The organism is Chryseobacterium sp. AC405b (genome assembly GCF_979258685.1).
In genome coordinates this window covers 1,951,150-1,967,184 of sequence record NZ_OZ409877.1, presented here as the reverse complement: position 1 = coordinate 1,967,184, position 16,035 = coordinate 1,951,150, and the positions used below count along the sequence as shown (strand labels likewise).

18 protein-coding genes are annotated in these 16,035 nt (G+C 34.6%); 6 read left to right on the top strand and 12 right to left on the bottom strand.

All coding sequences use genetic code 11. From position 1 onward, the window contains the following. Positions 1 to 6: 6 nt before the first annotated feature. Both ACZZZA_RS09525 and ACZZZA_RS09520 read right to left on the bottom strand, forming a co-directional pair. A complete protein-coding gene (locus ACZZZA_RS09525; protein ID WP_463431285.1) occupies positions 7 to 1,116 on the bottom strand; it encodes a 5-(carboxyamino)imidazole ribonucleotide synthase in 1,110 nt (369 codons plus the stop codon). A gap of 17 nt (positions 1,117 to 1,133) precedes the next feature. Beyond that, positions 1,134 to 1,682: a DUF1543 domain-containing protein gene (locus ACZZZA_RS09520; RefSeq protein WP_463431283.1), complete on the bottom strand. Its 549-nt coding sequence runs from the start codon at positions 1,680 to 1,682 to the stop codon at positions 1,134 to 1,136. An 88-nt stretch (positions 1,683 to 1,770) separates the two neighbouring features. Between ACZZZA_RS09520 and ACZZZA_RS09515 the strand changes: the two genes are divergently transcribed. After that, entirely contained in the window at positions 1,771 to 2,601 is an 831-nt protein-coding gene (locus ACZZZA_RS09515; protein ID WP_463431281.1) for a sulfite exporter TauE/SafE family protein, read from the top strand. Next, positions 2,598 to 2,978: a DUF1634 domain-containing protein gene (locus ACZZZA_RS09510; RefSeq protein WP_463431279.1), complete on the top strand. Its 381-nt coding sequence runs from the start codon at positions 2,598 to 2,600 to the stop codon at positions 2,976 to 2,978. Before ACZZZA_RS09515 ends, ACZZZA_RS09510 begins: the two co-directional genes overlap by 4 nt. Positions 2,979 to 3,018: 40 nt before the next feature. Here the strand turns inward: ACZZZA_RS09510 and gloA2 are convergent, their stop codons facing one another. Together gloA2 and ACZZZA_RS09500 are read right to left on the bottom strand one after the other, a co-directional pair. After that, a complete protein-coding gene (gene gloA2 / locus ACZZZA_RS09505) occupies positions 3,019 to 3,396 on the bottom strand; it encodes an SMU1112c/YaeR family gloxylase I-like metalloprotein (protein WP_463431277.1) in 378 nt (125 codons plus the stop codon). 8 nt (positions 3,397 to 3,404) lie between these two features. Beyond that, positions 3,405 to 3,842, bottom strand: a complete 438-nt coding sequence (locus ACZZZA_RS09500) for a nuclear transport factor 2 family protein (protein ID WP_463431275.1) — start codon at positions 3,840 to 3,842, stop codon at positions 3,405 to 3,407. Between the two features lie 87 nt (positions 3,843 to 3,929). Between ACZZZA_RS09500 and ACZZZA_RS09495 the strand changes: the two genes are divergently transcribed. Beyond that, positions 3,930 to 5,051 carry an endonuclease/exonuclease/phosphatase family protein gene (locus tag ACZZZA_RS09495; protein ID WP_463431273.1) on the top strand — a complete coding sequence of 374 codons (1,122 nt, stop codon included), beginning with the start codon at positions 3,930 to 3,932 and terminating at the stop codon, positions 5,049 to 5,051. A gap of 146 nt (positions 5,052 to 5,197) precedes the next feature. On the opposite strand, the gene ACZZZA_RS09490 is transcribed toward ACZZZA_RS09495, so the two are convergent. The 6 genes from ACZZZA_RS09490 to ACZZZA_RS09465 form a co-directional block, all read right to left on the bottom strand. After that, positions 5,198 to 6,256, bottom strand: a complete 1,059-nt coding sequence (locus ACZZZA_RS09490; protein ID WP_463431271.1) for a diphosphomevalonate decarboxylase — start codon at positions 6,254 to 6,256, stop codon at positions 5,198 to 5,200. A gap of 107 nt (positions 6,257 to 6,363) precedes the next feature. Continuing rightward, positions 6,364 to 8,124, bottom strand: a complete 1,761-nt coding sequence (locus tag ACZZZA_RS09485; RefSeq protein ID WP_463431269.1) for an AMP-dependent synthetase/ligase — start codon at positions 8,122 to 8,124, stop codon at positions 6,364 to 6,366. Continuing rightward, positions 8,124 to 9,140 (bottom strand): NAD-dependent epimerase/dehydratase family protein, encoded by a 1,017-nt coding sequence (locus tag ACZZZA_RS09480; RefSeq protein WP_463431267.1) that lies wholly within the window; start codon positions 9,138 to 9,140, stop codon positions 8,124 to 8,126. Before ACZZZA_RS09480 ends, ACZZZA_RS09485 begins: the two co-directional genes overlap by 1 nt. Before the next feature lie 232 nt (positions 9,141 to 9,372). Next, positions 9,373 to 10,161 carry an alpha/beta fold hydrolase gene (locus ACZZZA_RS09475; RefSeq protein WP_463431265.1) on the bottom strand — a complete coding sequence of 263 codons (789 nt, stop codon included), beginning with the start codon at positions 10,159 to 10,161 and terminating at the stop codon, positions 9,373 to 9,375. Between the two features lie 98 nt (positions 10,162 to 10,259). Beyond that, on the bottom strand, positions 10,260 to 10,979 hold the full coding sequence (locus ACZZZA_RS09470; RefSeq protein WP_463431263.1) for a pyridoxine 5'-phosphate synthase: 720 nt from the start codon (positions 10,977 to 10,979) through the stop codon (positions 10,260 to 10,262). 79 nt (positions 10,980 to 11,058) lie between these two features. After that, positions 11,059 to 12,324 carry a mechanosensitive ion channel family protein gene (locus ACZZZA_RS09465; protein ID WP_463431261.1) on the bottom strand — a complete coding sequence of 422 codons (1,266 nt, stop codon included), beginning with the start codon at positions 12,322 to 12,324 and terminating at the stop codon, positions 11,059 to 11,061. 166 nt (positions 12,325 to 12,490) lie between these two features. On the opposite strand from ACZZZA_RS09465, the gene ACZZZA_RS09460 reads away from it, so the two are divergent. From ACZZZA_RS09460 to ACZZZA_RS09450, 3 genes are all read left to right on the top strand, one after another. Beyond that, entirely contained in the window at positions 12,491 to 13,669 is a 1,179-nt protein-coding gene (locus tag ACZZZA_RS09460) for a carboxypeptidase regulatory-like domain-containing protein (protein ID WP_463431259.1), read from the top strand. Positions 13,670 to 13,743: 74 nt separating this feature from the next. Next, positions 13,744 to 14,235 (top strand): DUF456 domain-containing protein, encoded by a 492-nt coding sequence (locus ACZZZA_RS09455; protein WP_463431257.1) that lies wholly within the window; start codon positions 13,744 to 13,746, stop codon positions 14,233 to 14,235. A 4-nt stretch (positions 14,236 to 14,239) separates the two neighbouring features. After that, positions 14,240 to 14,728, top strand: coding sequence for a hypothetical protein (locus ACZZZA_RS09450; protein WP_463431255.1), 489 nt, complete (start codon positions 14,240 to 14,242; stop codon positions 14,726 to 14,728). Here the strand turns inward: ACZZZA_RS09450 and ACZZZA_RS09445 are convergent. Both ACZZZA_RS09445 and ACZZZA_RS09440 read right to left on the bottom strand, forming a co-directional pair. Then, positions 14,715 to 15,356, bottom strand: a complete 642-nt coding sequence (locus tag ACZZZA_RS09445) for a uracil-DNA glycosylase (RefSeq protein WP_463431253.1) — start codon at positions 15,354 to 15,356, stop codon at positions 14,715 to 14,717. The genes ACZZZA_RS09450 and ACZZZA_RS09445 overlap by 14 nt on opposite strands. Before the next feature lie 4 nt (positions 15,357 to 15,360). Next, the gene (locus tag ACZZZA_RS09440; RefSeq protein ID WP_463431251.1) at positions 15,361 to 16,032 is read right to left on the bottom strand and encodes a hypothetical protein; all 672 of its coding nucleotides are present in this window, start codon (positions 16,030 to 16,032) and stop codon (positions 15,361 to 15,363) included. Positions 16,033 to 16,035 lie beyond the last annotated feature (3 nt).

Sequence of the window (16,035 nt, the reverse complement as noted above, 5' to 3'; positions counted from 1 at the left end):
CTATTTCTAAGCAATCACTCTCACCATCGATTTCACTTTCACCAGTTTTTCCATCAATTCTTCTCTGGAATCTGCCAAGACATTAATGTGTCCCATTTTTCTACCGGGTTTAGTTTCACTTTTTCCGTAAAGGTGAATGTACGTTTCAGGAAGCTTTAAAACCTCTTCCATTCCTTCGTAAATTACTTTTCCTGAAAATCCTTCTGCTCCAACTAAATTCAGCATTCCGCTAAAAATAATTGCATCGGTATCGGCTAAAGGTAAGTTTTTCACCACACGATACATTTGTTCGAACTGCGAATTAGCATTTCCTTCCTGACTTTGATGTCCCGAATTGTGAAGTCTCGGTGCCGTTTCGTTGACCCAAACTTTGCCTTCTTTGTCTAAAAATAATTCAATCGCAAACAATCCCGGAGAATTGACCGCATTCAGAAATTTCTCTGTAATCGAATCGATTTGATTTTCAATATCTTCACTTAAAAAAACCGGACAAATATTGAAATCGAGTAAATTTAATTTCGGGTCAGCAACCATTTCTGTTACCGGGAAAGTTTTGGTTTCGCCATTTTCGTTGATCGCAACAATCACAGAAAGCTCTTTATCAATATCAACCAGATTTTCTAAAACAGAATCTTCAGTCCAGAGATTTCTCAAATCTTCAGATGAACGGATGATCTGCACCCCTTTGCCATCATAACCGCCGGTATTTAGTTTTTGTACAAACGGAAACTGGATTTTTATTTCATCTGAACTTCCGTCCATAATTTCAAAATCCGGACTTGGAATATTATGAGCTTTATAAAATTGCTTCTGAAGAATTTTCTGCTGAATCGTTTTAATAATCGCAGCATTCGGAACCACTTTTATGCCTTGCTTTTCCAGTTCTGCCAAAGCATCGGCATTCACGTGCTCAATTTCTATCGTAACAACATCTTTATCTTTACCAAAATCTAAAACAGTCTCGTAATCGTTGAAATTTCCTTGCGTAAAATATGAAATATTGTGACAAGGCGCATCTGAAGCCGGATCTAAAGTATAAAATTCATCATCATATTTCAATGCTTCCTGAATCAACATTCTCCCGAGCTGTCCGCCGCCTAAAATTCCTATTTTCATTTTTCTTTAAGTTTTTATTAAATTTTATCAATCTTAAAATATCCCACTTCTGAAATATTTTCCTGGTTTTCTTCTTCTGATTGTTCCAGAATAATCGAATATTTTTCTCTCATATATTCCGGAAGAATATCATTGACTGCAAAAATATCATCAATATCTACTCCATGTTTATCATCAATATGACTTACTGCGTTTTTAAAGCCCATCGTTCTGTAGAATTCAGTTTTTTTCACTCTTTTCACCACTTCACCCATGGAGCTTCCCACCATCAGATGTTGCTCGTGAAACTCTGTAAAAAAGCCTCTTTTGTAACCCCCAAGATTGATAAAAAACAATTGATTTTCCTGCTTCAATGTTGTTTTTTCAACAATTTTCACTTCGTATCCATCGATGAATTTCAGTTCCTGATACGCATCTAAATGTATTTTACCTTCTGCTTCCTTCCAAAAATCTTTTATATCCGGAACAAGATTATGAAGCTTGTCAGCAATGCCGAAGAAAACATCATGCTGTTCTATGTTTCTGCCTTTCGGTGTTGCCCCAAGAATTATGTAAAATAATCTCATTATGATATTTATTTTTTGCAAAAATACGGCAAAAAATAATCTTTCATTAAAGTTTGGCTAAAAACGGCAATAGTTTTATATTTGTGACATGTCAGAAATCATTATTCTCTTTCTCGGTGCGATCTCTGCTGGTCTTTTAGGATCACTCACAGGTCTGGGAGGAGGAGTTATCATTATCCCTTTATTGACGCTTGGTTTCGGAGTTCCTATGCATTATGCGATTGGTGCATCACTTATTTCTGTGATCGGAACTTCATCGGGTGCAGCAGTTGCTTTTGTAAAAGAAGGATTCACCAATATGAGAATAGGTATGTTTTTGGAGATCGCTACCACAGCCGGTGCGATTGTCGGAGCTTTAGTTTCCGGAATGCTGAATCCAAATACCATTGGGATTATTTTCGCCAGTATTCTTCTTCTGACCGTCATTTTAAATCTTAAAGGAAAACCAGATCATCAGGAACCGTTAATTAAAGGTAGTTTAGAAGAAAAATTAAAACTTTACGGAACATTCCCCGATAAAGGTATTATGAAAACGTATGCCGCCAGAAATACCGTTCCCGGATTTTTTATGATGATGTTTGCCGGTGCAATGTCCGGACTTTTAGGAATCGGTTCAGGTGCGCTGAAAGTTCTGGCAATGGATAATATGATGAGACTCCCCTTCAAGGTTTCTACAACAACAAGCAACTTTATGATTGGCGTAACTGCGGTTGCGAGTTCGTTAATTTATTTCCAGAGAGGCGAAATTATTCCTGTCATTGTAGCTCCGGTTTTGGTAGGCGTTGTCGTTGGAAGTTTCATCGGATCAAAAACTTTAATGGTTTCAAAAACAAAAAAACTAAAGACATTTTTCGCCATTGTAATTACGATTCTTTCGGTTTATATGATGTATAACGGCATTAGAAATAATTTCTCATGAGAAAGAATTTTACAGATATTGATCTTAACCGTTCTGTTGGAAACCTGCTTCGATTGGGCGTTATCTTATCGGTTATCACATCGCTGATTGGTTTTGTAAAACTGTTCATTGAAGGAGTTGAAATTCCTAAATACAAACATCTTGATATGGGAACTTCTTCTGAAAAAGTATGGAGCCATTTTTGGGATACGCTTTGCAAAGGTGAAGGAATGGCAATCATTCAACTGGGAATTCTGATGCTTATTTTCACTCCTCTGATGAGAATTATTTTTGCTTTAATCGGTTATCTGAAAGAGAAAGATTACACGTATGTTATTATTTCATCGATTGTTTTGGTGATTATGGTGATCAGTTTCATTACCGGCTATGCTCATTAATAATAATTGAAAATTGATCTAAAAAGACACTTTTTAAAATTTAATTTTCATAAAATTCTAAAGGCAACTGATCTGGATCCTGAGTAAAGAAAAATTCTTTTCCTGTAAATTCATCAATACGGATTTCTTCACAGTTTAAACCTTTCTGAATTAATTCTTCACGCTTGTCATTCACATTTTTTACTGAGAAAGCCAAATGTCTTAAACCACAGGATTCCGGTATAGATGGTCTTGCAGGAGGATTCGGGAAAGAAAATAATTCGATTACATAATTTTCTCCAATGGCTAAATCTAGTTTATAAGACTGCCTTTCTTCTCTGTATACTTCACGAATGATATTCAAACCTAAAATCTCTGTGTAAAACTTTTTTGAAATTGTATAATCTGAACAGATAATAGCAATATGGTGAATTTTCATTTTAAAAATTATTTATTACAGTTATTTCTTCTTGTGTCAATTAAATATTGAATCTTCCATTCCCCATTTTGTTTAACCAGTTGAAAACTGTTAGCTCCGCAGTGAGAAAACTTCCCTTTATAATAAAATTCATACGGTGTAAAAATACTTGCTAAATTACCATCAATATGCACGGCATTAACAGTAATCTTTTCATCTGCATCATTTTTTGACAACCTGGAAATGGATGTAATAAATTCTTTTATATTTTCAGTTTTTACCGCTCCGTCTTTTTTTATGCTTTGTAAAATCGCATCTTCCGTGAACACAGATTTTATGACTGCAGAATCTGCATTTTTCATTCCCAAAAATAATTTCTCAACCGTCTCTTTTGCCAAATCGGTATCGGTTTTTTGTGCAAAAGAAAATGAAGTTAAAAATACAGTCAACACTAAAAGCTTACTCATGATCTACAGTTTTAAAAACTAAAATTAATGAATAATTATTAAACTATATTTATTAACAAAGTTTAAAACCCGAAAGATTTGAAATCAATGAAAAATAACTTATTTTTAAACATTGATTTTATAAATATGTGGGAAACGTACCTTGTTTTAGTAGGTCTACTTTTTGTTTTAACGATACTTCCAAAATTTCCAAGTTCACACTGGATTTTTCGTTTTCCTGATTTTGGAAAGATTCAAATAACTTATTTTACTATAATTACGTTCGCTCTGGGATTTTTTGTTGAAAAGTCTGAATATTTCTGGTTTCTTCAAGGGCTTTTACTCGCCATGTTTATCTATCACGGAATTACTCTGATCAGATATACCCCCCTTTACAAAGTAAAAAAACATCACCAGACAAAAAACTCATCCAAAAAACATCATTTTATTTCTGCAAATGTATATCAGTTCAATAAAGATTATCAAAAATTTATTGATCTGGTCAAGAGACAGCAACCCGATGTATTTCTAACGATGGAAAGCAATGCCGATTGGGAAAAAGCATTGCAGGTATTGGAAACAGAGTATCCGTATCATCATAAAGTGACATTGGAAAACACTTACGGAATGCACTTTTACTCTAAGTTGAAAATTGAAGATTCGATAACACACTATTTTGTTGCCGATGACATTCCGAGCATTGAGGCACATTTAAAAACCGAAGATGGCTATCAATTTGTTTTTTTCGGAGTGCATCCGCCGCCGCCAAGTCCCACTGAAGAAGAAACGTCAAAAGAAAGGGACGGTGACTTGCTGAGCGTTGCAAAAAGAGTGAAAGATTTCATCAAACCTGTAATTGTTGTGGGAGATTTTAATAATGTTGCATGGTCTAAATCATCAATTTTATTCAGAAAAACGAGCCATTTGATTGATCCAAGAGTTGGGCATGCTTTTGTATCGACTTTTCATGCAAAATCAAGGCTATTAAGATTTCCGATTGACCTGATGTTTCACAGTGAAGATATCTTCATTAAAGATTTAAAAACATTAGAAAATTTCGGTTCAGATCACCTTCCTGTTTATTGTGAATTTTTTATTGATCATCACAATGATGATCAGGAAGAACGCGTAGAACAGGCAGATTCTGAGGAAATTGCTGAAGCTGAAGAAATCATAAAAGAAGGTAAAGAAGAAAACGGAGAGCGAGATGCAGTAGTGACTGAAGATTAATTTGTTTTACTTTTTTTAATTCCCCTTCTTTGGAGGGTGGCGAAAATTCGATTAGAATTTTTGACGGGGTGGTTTGATACGTTTGATTAAAGCAATATTTTTCAAAACATTAAAAAAAGGCGGACTAAAGTCCGCTCATATCGATATTAGAATTTCATCACATCCTTCACCACTCCATTCTTCTGAGTGTGCTGGAGTAATTCGGCTTCAATAAAAGTTTTTATTTTTTCTTCCGAACCATCATTTGGAAATAAAAGATGAACATTCGCTCCTGCATCTAAAGTGAAAAACAACGGCAATTCTGTTTCTTTTCTGAAATTCCAGATTTTATTAATCACTTCCAGAGTTCCTGTTTGCATCAGGATAAATGCGGGGTCACTCATCATCATCATAGCGTGAAGTGTAAGAGCTTCGTGTTCTACTAATTTGATGAAACTTTTCAAATCCCCACTCTTCAGAATTTCTTTCATGGGAACAAAATTTTCTCTTGCTTCCTGAAATCTTCTTTCCGCATAAGGATTGGTATTCATCAAACCGTGCCCAACTGTAGATGATACGCTTTTTTGTCCTTCATGAATCAATAAAACCCAATCATTAAAATCTTTGAAAACGTCATGAATTTCAGCGTTTGGATATTGTACTGCAAATAGATCTGAGCTGTCTTTAACCTCATCAGATTCGCCCCAAACCACCAATCCGTTGTATAAACTTCTACAGGCACTTCCACTTCCTAATCTGGCTAAAAAAGAGGCTTTTTGAAGAGATTCTTCCTCAGAATTTTTTCCTGAAAAATTTTCGTCTAATTTCATCAGACATTTTGCAATCGCCCCGAAACCTGAAGCTGAACTCGCAATTCCTGAGCTGTGGGGAAATGTATTTTCAGTATTAATGATGTATTTTCCTTTTAAAATCCAGGGAAGATACTGCTCAATATTTTTAAAATATTTCTCGATTTTCTCGGCAAATTTTAGTTCTTCATTTCCTGATAGAAAAGTCTGCACGGAGAATGGTTCATTTGCTAAGAACTCAATGGTTGTATTGGTTTTGCAATGATTTAAAGTATAACTGATACTCGGATTTGCAGGAATCTGATTGTCATATTTCCCCCAATATTTGATTAAGGCAATATTTGACGGACAGCTTTCTGAAACTGTTTTTGAATTAATCGTATGTTCTTGTTTTCCTAAAAAATCCTGTGTTGTCATAGTTCAATTTTTAAAATACTAAACTTAATCCTAACCCAAAAGCACTGTTGAGATTCCTATGAAATCACAAACTTTAAGTTGATCATCTTTGGTTAAAAAAAGTTTATCTAATACATTTTCTCAATTAATTCAGCATATTTTTTCAGAACCACAGTTCTTTTCACCTTTAAGGTCGGAGTGATTTCTCCGCTGCTGATTTCAAATTCTGATGGCATTAAAGTGAATTTTTTCACTTTTTCAAAATCTGAAAGCTCGTGCTGTAATTCTTTCAATTTATCTTTATAAAAATCAATGATGTCCTTTTTCTGTACCAATTCCTCATGATTGGCAAACGAGATGTTGCTCTTTTTTGCATAGTCTGACAAAAATTCAAAATTCGGGACAATCAATGCTGAAACAAACTGTCTGCCTTCTGCAATCAGAACAATCTGACTGATAAAATTATTGTTCGTCAGAATATTTTCAATCTGTTGTGGCGCAATGTATTTTCCGTTGGAAGTTTTCATTAAGTCTTTGATACGGTCGGTAATAAACAGATTTCCGTTTTCATCAAACTTGCCTGCGTCACCGGTTCTAAACCAACCATCCTGTGTAAAAACTTTTGCTGTTTCTTCAGGCTTTTGGTAGTATCCTTTCATAATACCGTTTCCTTTTGCCTGAATTTCATCGTTTTCTCCGATACGGATTTCTACACCGGGTAAAGGTTTTCCACAGCTTCCATGCTCAAATCTGGTAAGCGGAAAAGCCGTGAGCGTTGCTGTAGTTTCGGTAAGACCATAGCCAACCGTTACATGCAATCCCATCGCCTCAAATAATTGCGTCACATCGGACGAAATCGAAGCTCCGCCGCATGGCATAAACCAAAGTCTGCCGCCCATTTTCTGCTTCACTTTATTGAAAACCAAAGCATTTGCAAGAGAGCTTTTCACAGCTAATCCAATAGGAATTGATTGTTCTTTTCTTCTTAGTTCTGCAGTTTGTTTCCCTACTTTTAGCGCCCAGTCGAATATTTTTTTCTTGAATGATGAACTTTCCGCTGCTTTTTCCAAAACTCCTGCGTACACTTTCTGAAAAAATCTCGGCACGGCGCACATCATGGTTGGTTTTACTTCAGCTAATGCTGCAGCAATATCTTTCGGATCTTCCAAAAAATACACTCTTGCACCACCATAAAGACACAATAAGCTCCAACATCTTTCAAAAACATGAGTAAGCGGTAAGAAGGCTAGTGAAAGTTCTTCTTCGAAGTTTTTAAACTTAAAAAACTCAAAATGAGCATCAAAAGATTTAATGAAATTTCCGTGGGTAAGCAGTACACCTTTTGGTGTTCCGGTAGTTCCGGATGTATAAATAATGGTTGCAAGGTCATCAAGTTCTTTTTTAACAATCTCTAGTTTTGGTGAAGATTTAGCAATAAAATCTTCAAGGTAAAAAGTATGCTCTTTTTTTACCCAAACTGCTTTTTTAGAAACGATGATGGTCTGAAGGCTGTTTTCTCTGTTTACAATTTCGAAAGATGCATCATATTGAGCCTGGTTTCCTACTAAAATAACTTTTGCCCGAGAATCATTAATAATATATTCTGCCTGTTCTGCATTGTTGGTGGAATAAATGGGAACCGTAATGGCTCCGATTGACATTGCAGCCAAATCAAAGATCAACCATTCTGCAGAGTTGTCTGCATAGATGGCGACTTTGTCATTTTCTTCTACTCCGTTATTTTTTAATGCGTTTGCAGTTTTATAAATAATTTCGCTGAATTTTTTCCAACTCAATTCTTTCCATCCTTCTTTCTTTTTAAAACCAACAGCTGATTTGTAAGGATGTTTTTCTGCATTTTTACTGATAATTGCCTCTGCAAGATTCATTATAATTTATTCAGCTTTTTGTCATTAATATAATTATTGAGATGGAAATCAATGCTATCCTTTACAGGAATAAAATGATAGTTTAAAGTTGTTTTCACTTTCTCATTTGAAATTGTACTCAAAGTAGTTACTGCTTCTATATTGGTTTTTGTGGCCATCTTCAGTTGAGGAATCATCCATCCGAAAAAAACATTCAGCCATCTACCGATATTCAATTCTGTATTTGACAGAATTCTGGCATTTTTTAGATTTAATTTTCTTCTGATCTGATTTCCGATTTCTGCATATTTTTTACTTTCCGAAATTAAAATAAAACGTTCCCCGAATTGATCTTTTTCCATAAGATCGACTGCAATTTTTGCTACATCACGCACATCAATATAAGCTGCACCTCCGGAAAATGTAAAACTGTTTTTTTCAAAAGTAGAAAATAATTCTCCACTGCTCTGTTTCCAGTTTCCGGTTCCCACGATCATTCCGGGATTGATGATGATGGTATTCAAACCTTCGGCTGAAGCTCTCCATACTTCCATTTCTGAAAGATGTTTTGAAATCGCATAGGCAGAATGTTCTATTTTTGGATTAAAATCTGACTCTTCATCAAGCTCACCCTTTTCATTAGCATTATCCAGAACCGCAATGGAACTTACATGAAGAAATTTCTGAACACTTGAATTTTCACAGGCAAACAAAAGATTTTCTGTACCTTTTATATTGGTATGATTCATTTCTTTTTCATCTTTCGGATGAAAACTTACTTTTGCAGCACAGTGATAGACTTCTGTAACGCCGTTCAAAGCATCTTGTAACGAATGAATATCGTCAAAATCAACATCTACCCATTCAATTTGATTAAAAAATTCTTCAGGTTTTTCGGTGTAATACTGATAAGAATGTTTTACTTCATCCATATTACTTGCAGGTCTTTTTGCAGCACGCACGCTTCTCCCTTTTTTCAAAAGTTCCAAAACGATGATTCTGCCTAAAATTCCTGTTGCTCCTGTTACAAAAACCATGAGTTTATTTCCTGCTTGATTGTTGAATTACAAATTTCTGCAAATTTGCAAATTTTAAGTGATTGTTTGATAGAATTTGATGATATTAATAAATGTACTAAAAATTATTTTAATGTAAAGTTCGCAAAGATTTTTTAACTACTACCTGTTTTTAAGGTTTGCAAGGCGTTATATTTAGTAAAGAGCACAAAATTTTTTAATTTCACTGATATGTTCATTTAAAATTATAGATTTAATTTAAATCTAAAAAATTTCTCACCACTTCGCTGAACTCAACAGGATTATCTGCCTGAACCCAATGTGCAGCATTTTTTACCGCGATAATCTGAGCTTTTGGAAATTGTTGTTTAATAGCAAAACTGTCTTGTGGTAAAATATAATTTGATTTTTCACCAGCTATAAACAAAGTTTCGCCTTCAAAAACTCCAAATTTTATAGCGTTTGAAACAAACTGATTGTATTTTTCTGAAAGTGTTTTCAAATTAAATCTCCAGTTGAGTTTTTTTGTTTCTCCGATTTCTTCCCAATATAAATTTTTAGCTAAAAACTGAATGGTAGATTTTTCGGGAATATACTGACTGAGAACTGCTTCTACTTCATTTCTGGATTTTACTGCTTCAAAATCAACCGTTTCAAGAGCTTTAATGATTCCTTGATGATGTGGTGGATAAGCTTTCGGAGAAATATCGACCACGATCAGTTTTTCAACCTTTTCAGGGTAACTCAATGCAAACTGCATGACCGCTTTTCCTCCTAAGGAATGTCCTAAAACATGGGCTTTTTCGATGCCATAATGATCCATATAATTGGCAATGTCGTTTGCCAGATCGTCGTGAGACATCTCTTCAGAATGAAAACTTCTTCCGTGATTTCGAAGGTCAATCAAATGAACAGGCAAAAACTCACCCAATTCTTTTCCGAAACTCCCCCAGTTATCAAGCATTCCGAATAAACCGTGAAATACTAAAAGCGGCGTTGACGAATGATTTTCGCCGAATATTTTTGAATGTAAAATTTCCATTTTCTTAGATATTAGATTTCAGACATCAGATGTTAGATGATAATTATGGCTTTTTTTTCAGTCTAATATCTGAAATCTAACATCCGATGTCTATGAATTTACCATTTTGCCAATCTCTTCAAATAAGCCTGAACCGTGTTTTCCATTCCCATGTATAAAGCTTCAGAAACTAAAGCGTGACCAATAGAAACTTCCAGCAAATTCGGAATATTATCCGCAAAATATTTTAAATTTTCTAAACTTAAATCGTGACCGGCATTAATTCCCAAACCAAATTCATTCGCCACAACTGCTGTATCGTAATATGGCTGTATTGCCTGTTCTTTATTATTAATATAATCTCTTGCATAAGCTTCTGTGTACAATTCAATTCTGTCGGCTCCTGTTTGAGCTGCATATTCTACCAACTCAGGATTTGGATCAAGAAAAACAGAAGTTCTGATTCCTGCATTTTTAAATTCTTTAATAATCTCCTTTAAAAAATCAAGGTTTTTTTTGGTATCCCAACCTGCATTGGAAGTAATGGCATCATCAGCATCGGGAACCAAAGTCACCTGTTCTGGCTTCACTCCCAAAACCATATCGATAAAATCTCTGTGCGGATTTCCTTCGATATTAAACTCTGTCGTTACCAAAGGTTTCAGATCATAAACGTCTTTTCTTGTGATGTGTCTTTCATCAGGTCTTGGATGAATGGTAATACCGTGAGCACCAAATTCCTGGATTTTAATTGCAGCTTCTGTCACACTTGGGGTTTCACCGCCTCTTGCGTTTCTTATGGTTGCAATTTTATTGATATTTACGCTTAGTTTTGTCATTATTATAGTGTTAGAGAGGAGATTTCAGATTTACTTTATTAACAAGTTGATCGTAATCTCTTAACTGATTTTTAAAAATTTATTTCGGCAAGCCGATCTGCATAATCTGGAGATCAAATTCTTTAGAAGCTACAAGAAGATGATCAAAAATATCTGCCTGAATCTGCTCAAATTTTTCCCATTTAGAATCGTTTGCAAAACAATATATTTCCATAGGAAGACCCTGCGTGGTGATTTCTAACTGACGAACCATGATCGGGCTTTCTTTATCGATTTCAGGATCATTTTCCAGATACTTTTGGGCATAATATCTGAACACACCAATATTTGTGAGTTGTCTTCCGTTGATAATTTTATTTTTATGCTCTATCTGTTCTTTTTCTTTTACAATTTCATTTATTTTTTTATCCAGATACCCTGAAATTAGATTAATCTCTTTTAAACGTTCAATTTCTTCATCATGAAGGAATTTAAAAGAATTGATATTAAAAAAAATAGATTTTTTTATTCTTCGGGTATTGGATTCTGACATCACCTGAAGATTTTTTATCTCGGTGGTCAGTAAATCATACGTTGGAATGGATGATATGGTTTTATCAAAATTAGAAATTTTGGTAGTCAGTAAACTGATATCTAAAATATTTCCTTCAATATTATATTTCGGAATCCCAATCCAGTCGCCAACTTTAAGGCTTTTAGAAGTTGCTACGTGTATGCCGGTAACAAATCCCAAAATAGTATCTCTGAAGACCAAAACCAAAACTGCGGTGATTGCACCTAAACTTCCAACAATGGTGGTGCCTTTAATTCCGAAGATCACACAAATACCTACAATCGAAAACATAAAAATACCCATAATTTTTACAGTCTCCGATATCGCATTGATTGCCATCACTTTATAATAATCCTGCTTGATGGTAAAGTAATTCCTGAAAGCCGTCAATGATCTGTAGAGCATCCCTGCAAGAATGAGAACCAATCCCAGATTCACCAATCTGTGTAATAAAACATTGGTTTTTACTAATGCTCCCACAAAGATAGATTCGTGAAGCGATGCAACAATAATTAACGAAATAAAATGTGCTACAGAATTGGTAATCCTGGATTGATAAATAGATTTTATAATTGGATATTTCTGCTCATTTCTAAAAAGACGGAAAACATTTCTGATAACATATTTCAGAATAAAATCAATAACTAAAAATATTGCCAACAGCAAAGCCAGTTTCACGATGATATGGAAAACCCAGTCAAGCCCCGTAGGAGAAACTTTCGTAATATAAATATAAAGCTGTTCACTCGTTTCCTGAAAAAAACTTTTAGTGTCTTTTATTTCGTCTTTCATTAGTGCGAATTTATGAAATTCATTAAGATCAATAGCCCATGAACATTGATAAAAACCCTTGTCCGCTCTCAAAATTATATAAAATAATTCAAAAAATTAGATTAAAAACAAATAATTTCACAAACATTTAGTAACTTAGCCTATAATAACATAAAAACTAATTCTTATGCAAAAACTCAATCTTTTATTCATCTTTATTTTATTGATGTTTTCCGTATCGTGTAGCTCAGATCCGTACACGACCACAGAGGTAGTTACAGAAAATGTTTTAAAAACAGGAAAAGTTTCCGGCAGAGTGATGTCTCAGAATGGTGCAAAACCAATTGGGGGCGCATCAGTCTTTACATTTGATGACAAGTACAAAATTTATCACACCAACTCAGATTCGGATGGTAATTTTATTTTGGAAGCACCGGAAGGAAACCACACCATTTATATCCAGACCGGAAATGGAAGCAACTTCCGCACAGAAGTTACAGCCAATATCAAAAATAATGAAACTGTAAATCTTGAACTGACACAAACAAAACTGACACAGGTTGCCAAAATAGCCTATGTAAAAGGGAATTACGATAAGATCGAAACCATTATCCAGAATCTTGGATATACAGCAACCGAGATTACCCATGCAGACCTCGCCAATATCAACACTTTAGCGCAGTATGATATTCTTTTTCTTAACTGCGGTTCCAGAAAATACAGTCAGTTTTCTTCTATTTATCCTCTGATAGAAACCAATTTGGCAGTTTTTGTAGCCAATGGAGGCAGCGTATATGCATCAGATTGGGATGTTTCTTATCTGGTAGGTGGAAATGACAACACCAATAACTGCTCTCTTCCCGGCGGATTTGTACCAGACACAAAATTATGCTCAAAAAATATAGGATCTGCAGGGCAGGTTGCCGGAACTGTAAACAATGCTGCCTTGGTAAGCGCTTTAGGATTCAACAGTTTAAATATAGATTATGATCTGGGAGCCTGGCAAAAAATCATCAGTTATGATGCTGCCTACTGGGAAGTTTTGGTGAAAGATGCAGCAACTAATGATCCGTTAATGCTGAGAACCAACCAATTTACCAGCACCAACGTTCCAACAACACCTATTGGTAATGCACCCAATTTACAATACACAACCATTTGTGTAACCCTTCAGAGCAACATTCAAATTACCATTAGTGTTCCTCAAATTGCGGTGCCTTATCTTATTGCGCTGGGAGCAACATTAGGAACTTGCTCAGGAGCTTCAGGAAGTGGGTATATTTATTATACAACTTTCCATAATCACGCTACTGGAAATATCGGAAATGCAGGAGTCATTCTGCAATACGTAATTTTAAACTTGTAATATTCGGCTTAAAAATTGATGATGTGAAAGTGACTTCTTGTAAGTCACTTTCTTTTTTAAATTTAAAATTAACTATGGATCATTCGCTTATCTCAATTTTATGTATTATTCTTCTAATTCTCGGGATTCTCGGTACTTTTTTACCGGTATTACCTGGTTTAGTTTTAAGTCTAGCCGGTTTACTGATTTATAAATACGGAACAGATGCAGACCTTTCCATGATCTATATTTGGGCTTTCGTGATCCTGTCATTAGTATCAGTAATTTTAAGTTATGTAATTCCTGCAAAGACCAACCGAAAGTATGGCGGAACCCGTTGGGGAAGCATAGGCTCTGTTATTGGAACGATTGTCGGAATTTTTATACCCATTCCGCTTGGGTTTTTGGTAGGAATGTTTGCCGGAGTTTTTATAGGTGAACTATTGCACGACAGCAAAGACATGAATAAGGCACTTCGCTCTACCAAGGGTGCATTCATAGGATTTATTTATGGAACAGGCTTCAGTTTGGTGGTAGGAATTGCAATGCTGATGGTTGTCGTTTTAGATATGATTAACTTTATTTAAAGATATGTTGTACAAAATAATCATTTCAGGTTTCGCTGTTTTACTTTTAGCCAATTGTAACGCTCAGAAAGATTCAAAAAACACCGAAAAAGTGACTGTTAAAAATTCTGATATTAAAAACATTGAAGGTAAAGTCATCTACTTCACAGAAGGAGAAAATAAATTCCTGAAAGAATATGAAATGAACATTACTTTCAAAAACATTTCAGAAGACAGCCGCTGTCCGGAAGGAGTTACCTGCGTTTGGCAAGGAGCTGCCGTTGCAAATATTGAGTTTTTGGGAACTTATACAAGACCCATGACTATACCATTAGCAACGACTGAAAATGCTGGACGAAATTACCACAAATCAACTGTTTTTAACGGATATACGATTTCTTTGGTTGAAGTAAATCCTGCTCCGAGTGCAGGAGAAGGAGCAAAATCACTGGCCGGAAAATACAGAATAGGAATCGTAATCTCAAAAGATGGAGAAAATTCTACCAATCGATAGGTTTTTTGCCTTTCGAAGTTAAATATTCATTAATTTTTGAAAAAGGCTTGCTTCCGAAAAAACCTTTATAAACAGAAAAAGGCGAAGGATGTGCAGACTTTAAAATAAAATGCTTAGCCGGATCAATGAGTTCGGCTTTTTTCTGCGCAAATGCTCCCCACAAAACGAAAACCACATTTTCTTTCTTCTCTGAAATTTCTTTAATAATATAATTGGTAAATGTTTCCCAGCCTAAGTCTTTGTGAGAATTCGGAGAATGTGCACGAACTGTTAATGTCGCATTTAATAATAAAACACCCTGTTTTCCCCAATCATCCAATTCTTTTGATGTTCTTTCAATTCCTAAATCACTTTTTAGTTCAATAAAAATATTTTTCAGTGAAGGCGGTGCAGTTACCTGTTCGGAAACAGAAAAGCACAAACCATTTGCCTGAAAATCATTATGATAAGGATCTTGCCCAATAATTACAACTTCGACATTATTAAAAGGAGTAATTTCCAATGCTCTGAAAATCTGTTTTTTTGGCGGGAAAACTTTTGTGGTTGCGTATTCCTGTTTTACTTTTTCCCAGAGATTGGTAAAGTAGGGTGTGCTTTTTATTGGGGCTAGAATTTCTGTCCAAGTCATGTGTCTAATATTTATTAATTGCTTTTATTTCGTCAACATAATCATATCCGAGAATGCCTTCAGCTAAAGTTAACTCAACAACTTGATTGTCTGAGATTCTCTCGTAAAATTCTTCATCAATACTTAATCTCTCATTCTTATCAAATTTAGTTCTGATAAATATTATATAAGATTTACCACCTTTTGAACCATTACTAATATACTTTTTATTTATTTCAACTCTATCTTTTTTGTCGGCAGAAATTGGAAATCTATAATTAATGAAAATACTTAATGAAGGTATTAAAAGTAGAAAAAAAATGCTAAGACTCAGAATATTATTTCTTTTTGTTTTGTCATTATTAAAATTATAATAAAATGATAATATATATACTGTAGAGCTGCTAAAAATAAGACTTGCAAAAGCAGATTTACAAAATAACTCATACCCACCAATCGTATTTTCAAAATACCCGTCAAATATCAAAATCATAAAAAGAGGTATTAAAAATATCCATTCAAAATTTTTAGTTTTTCTTTTATCTAATTTCTTAGAACTTAATTTCAGAATTAAATTTGATAAGGTATATGATAGTAAGACGAAAATTGGCAAAGAAATAAACATGTACCCAAAATCCTTCACTGAAAAAAGGAGAATGAGAATACTTATTAAAATTGCTACAATATTTTTCGCCATTTA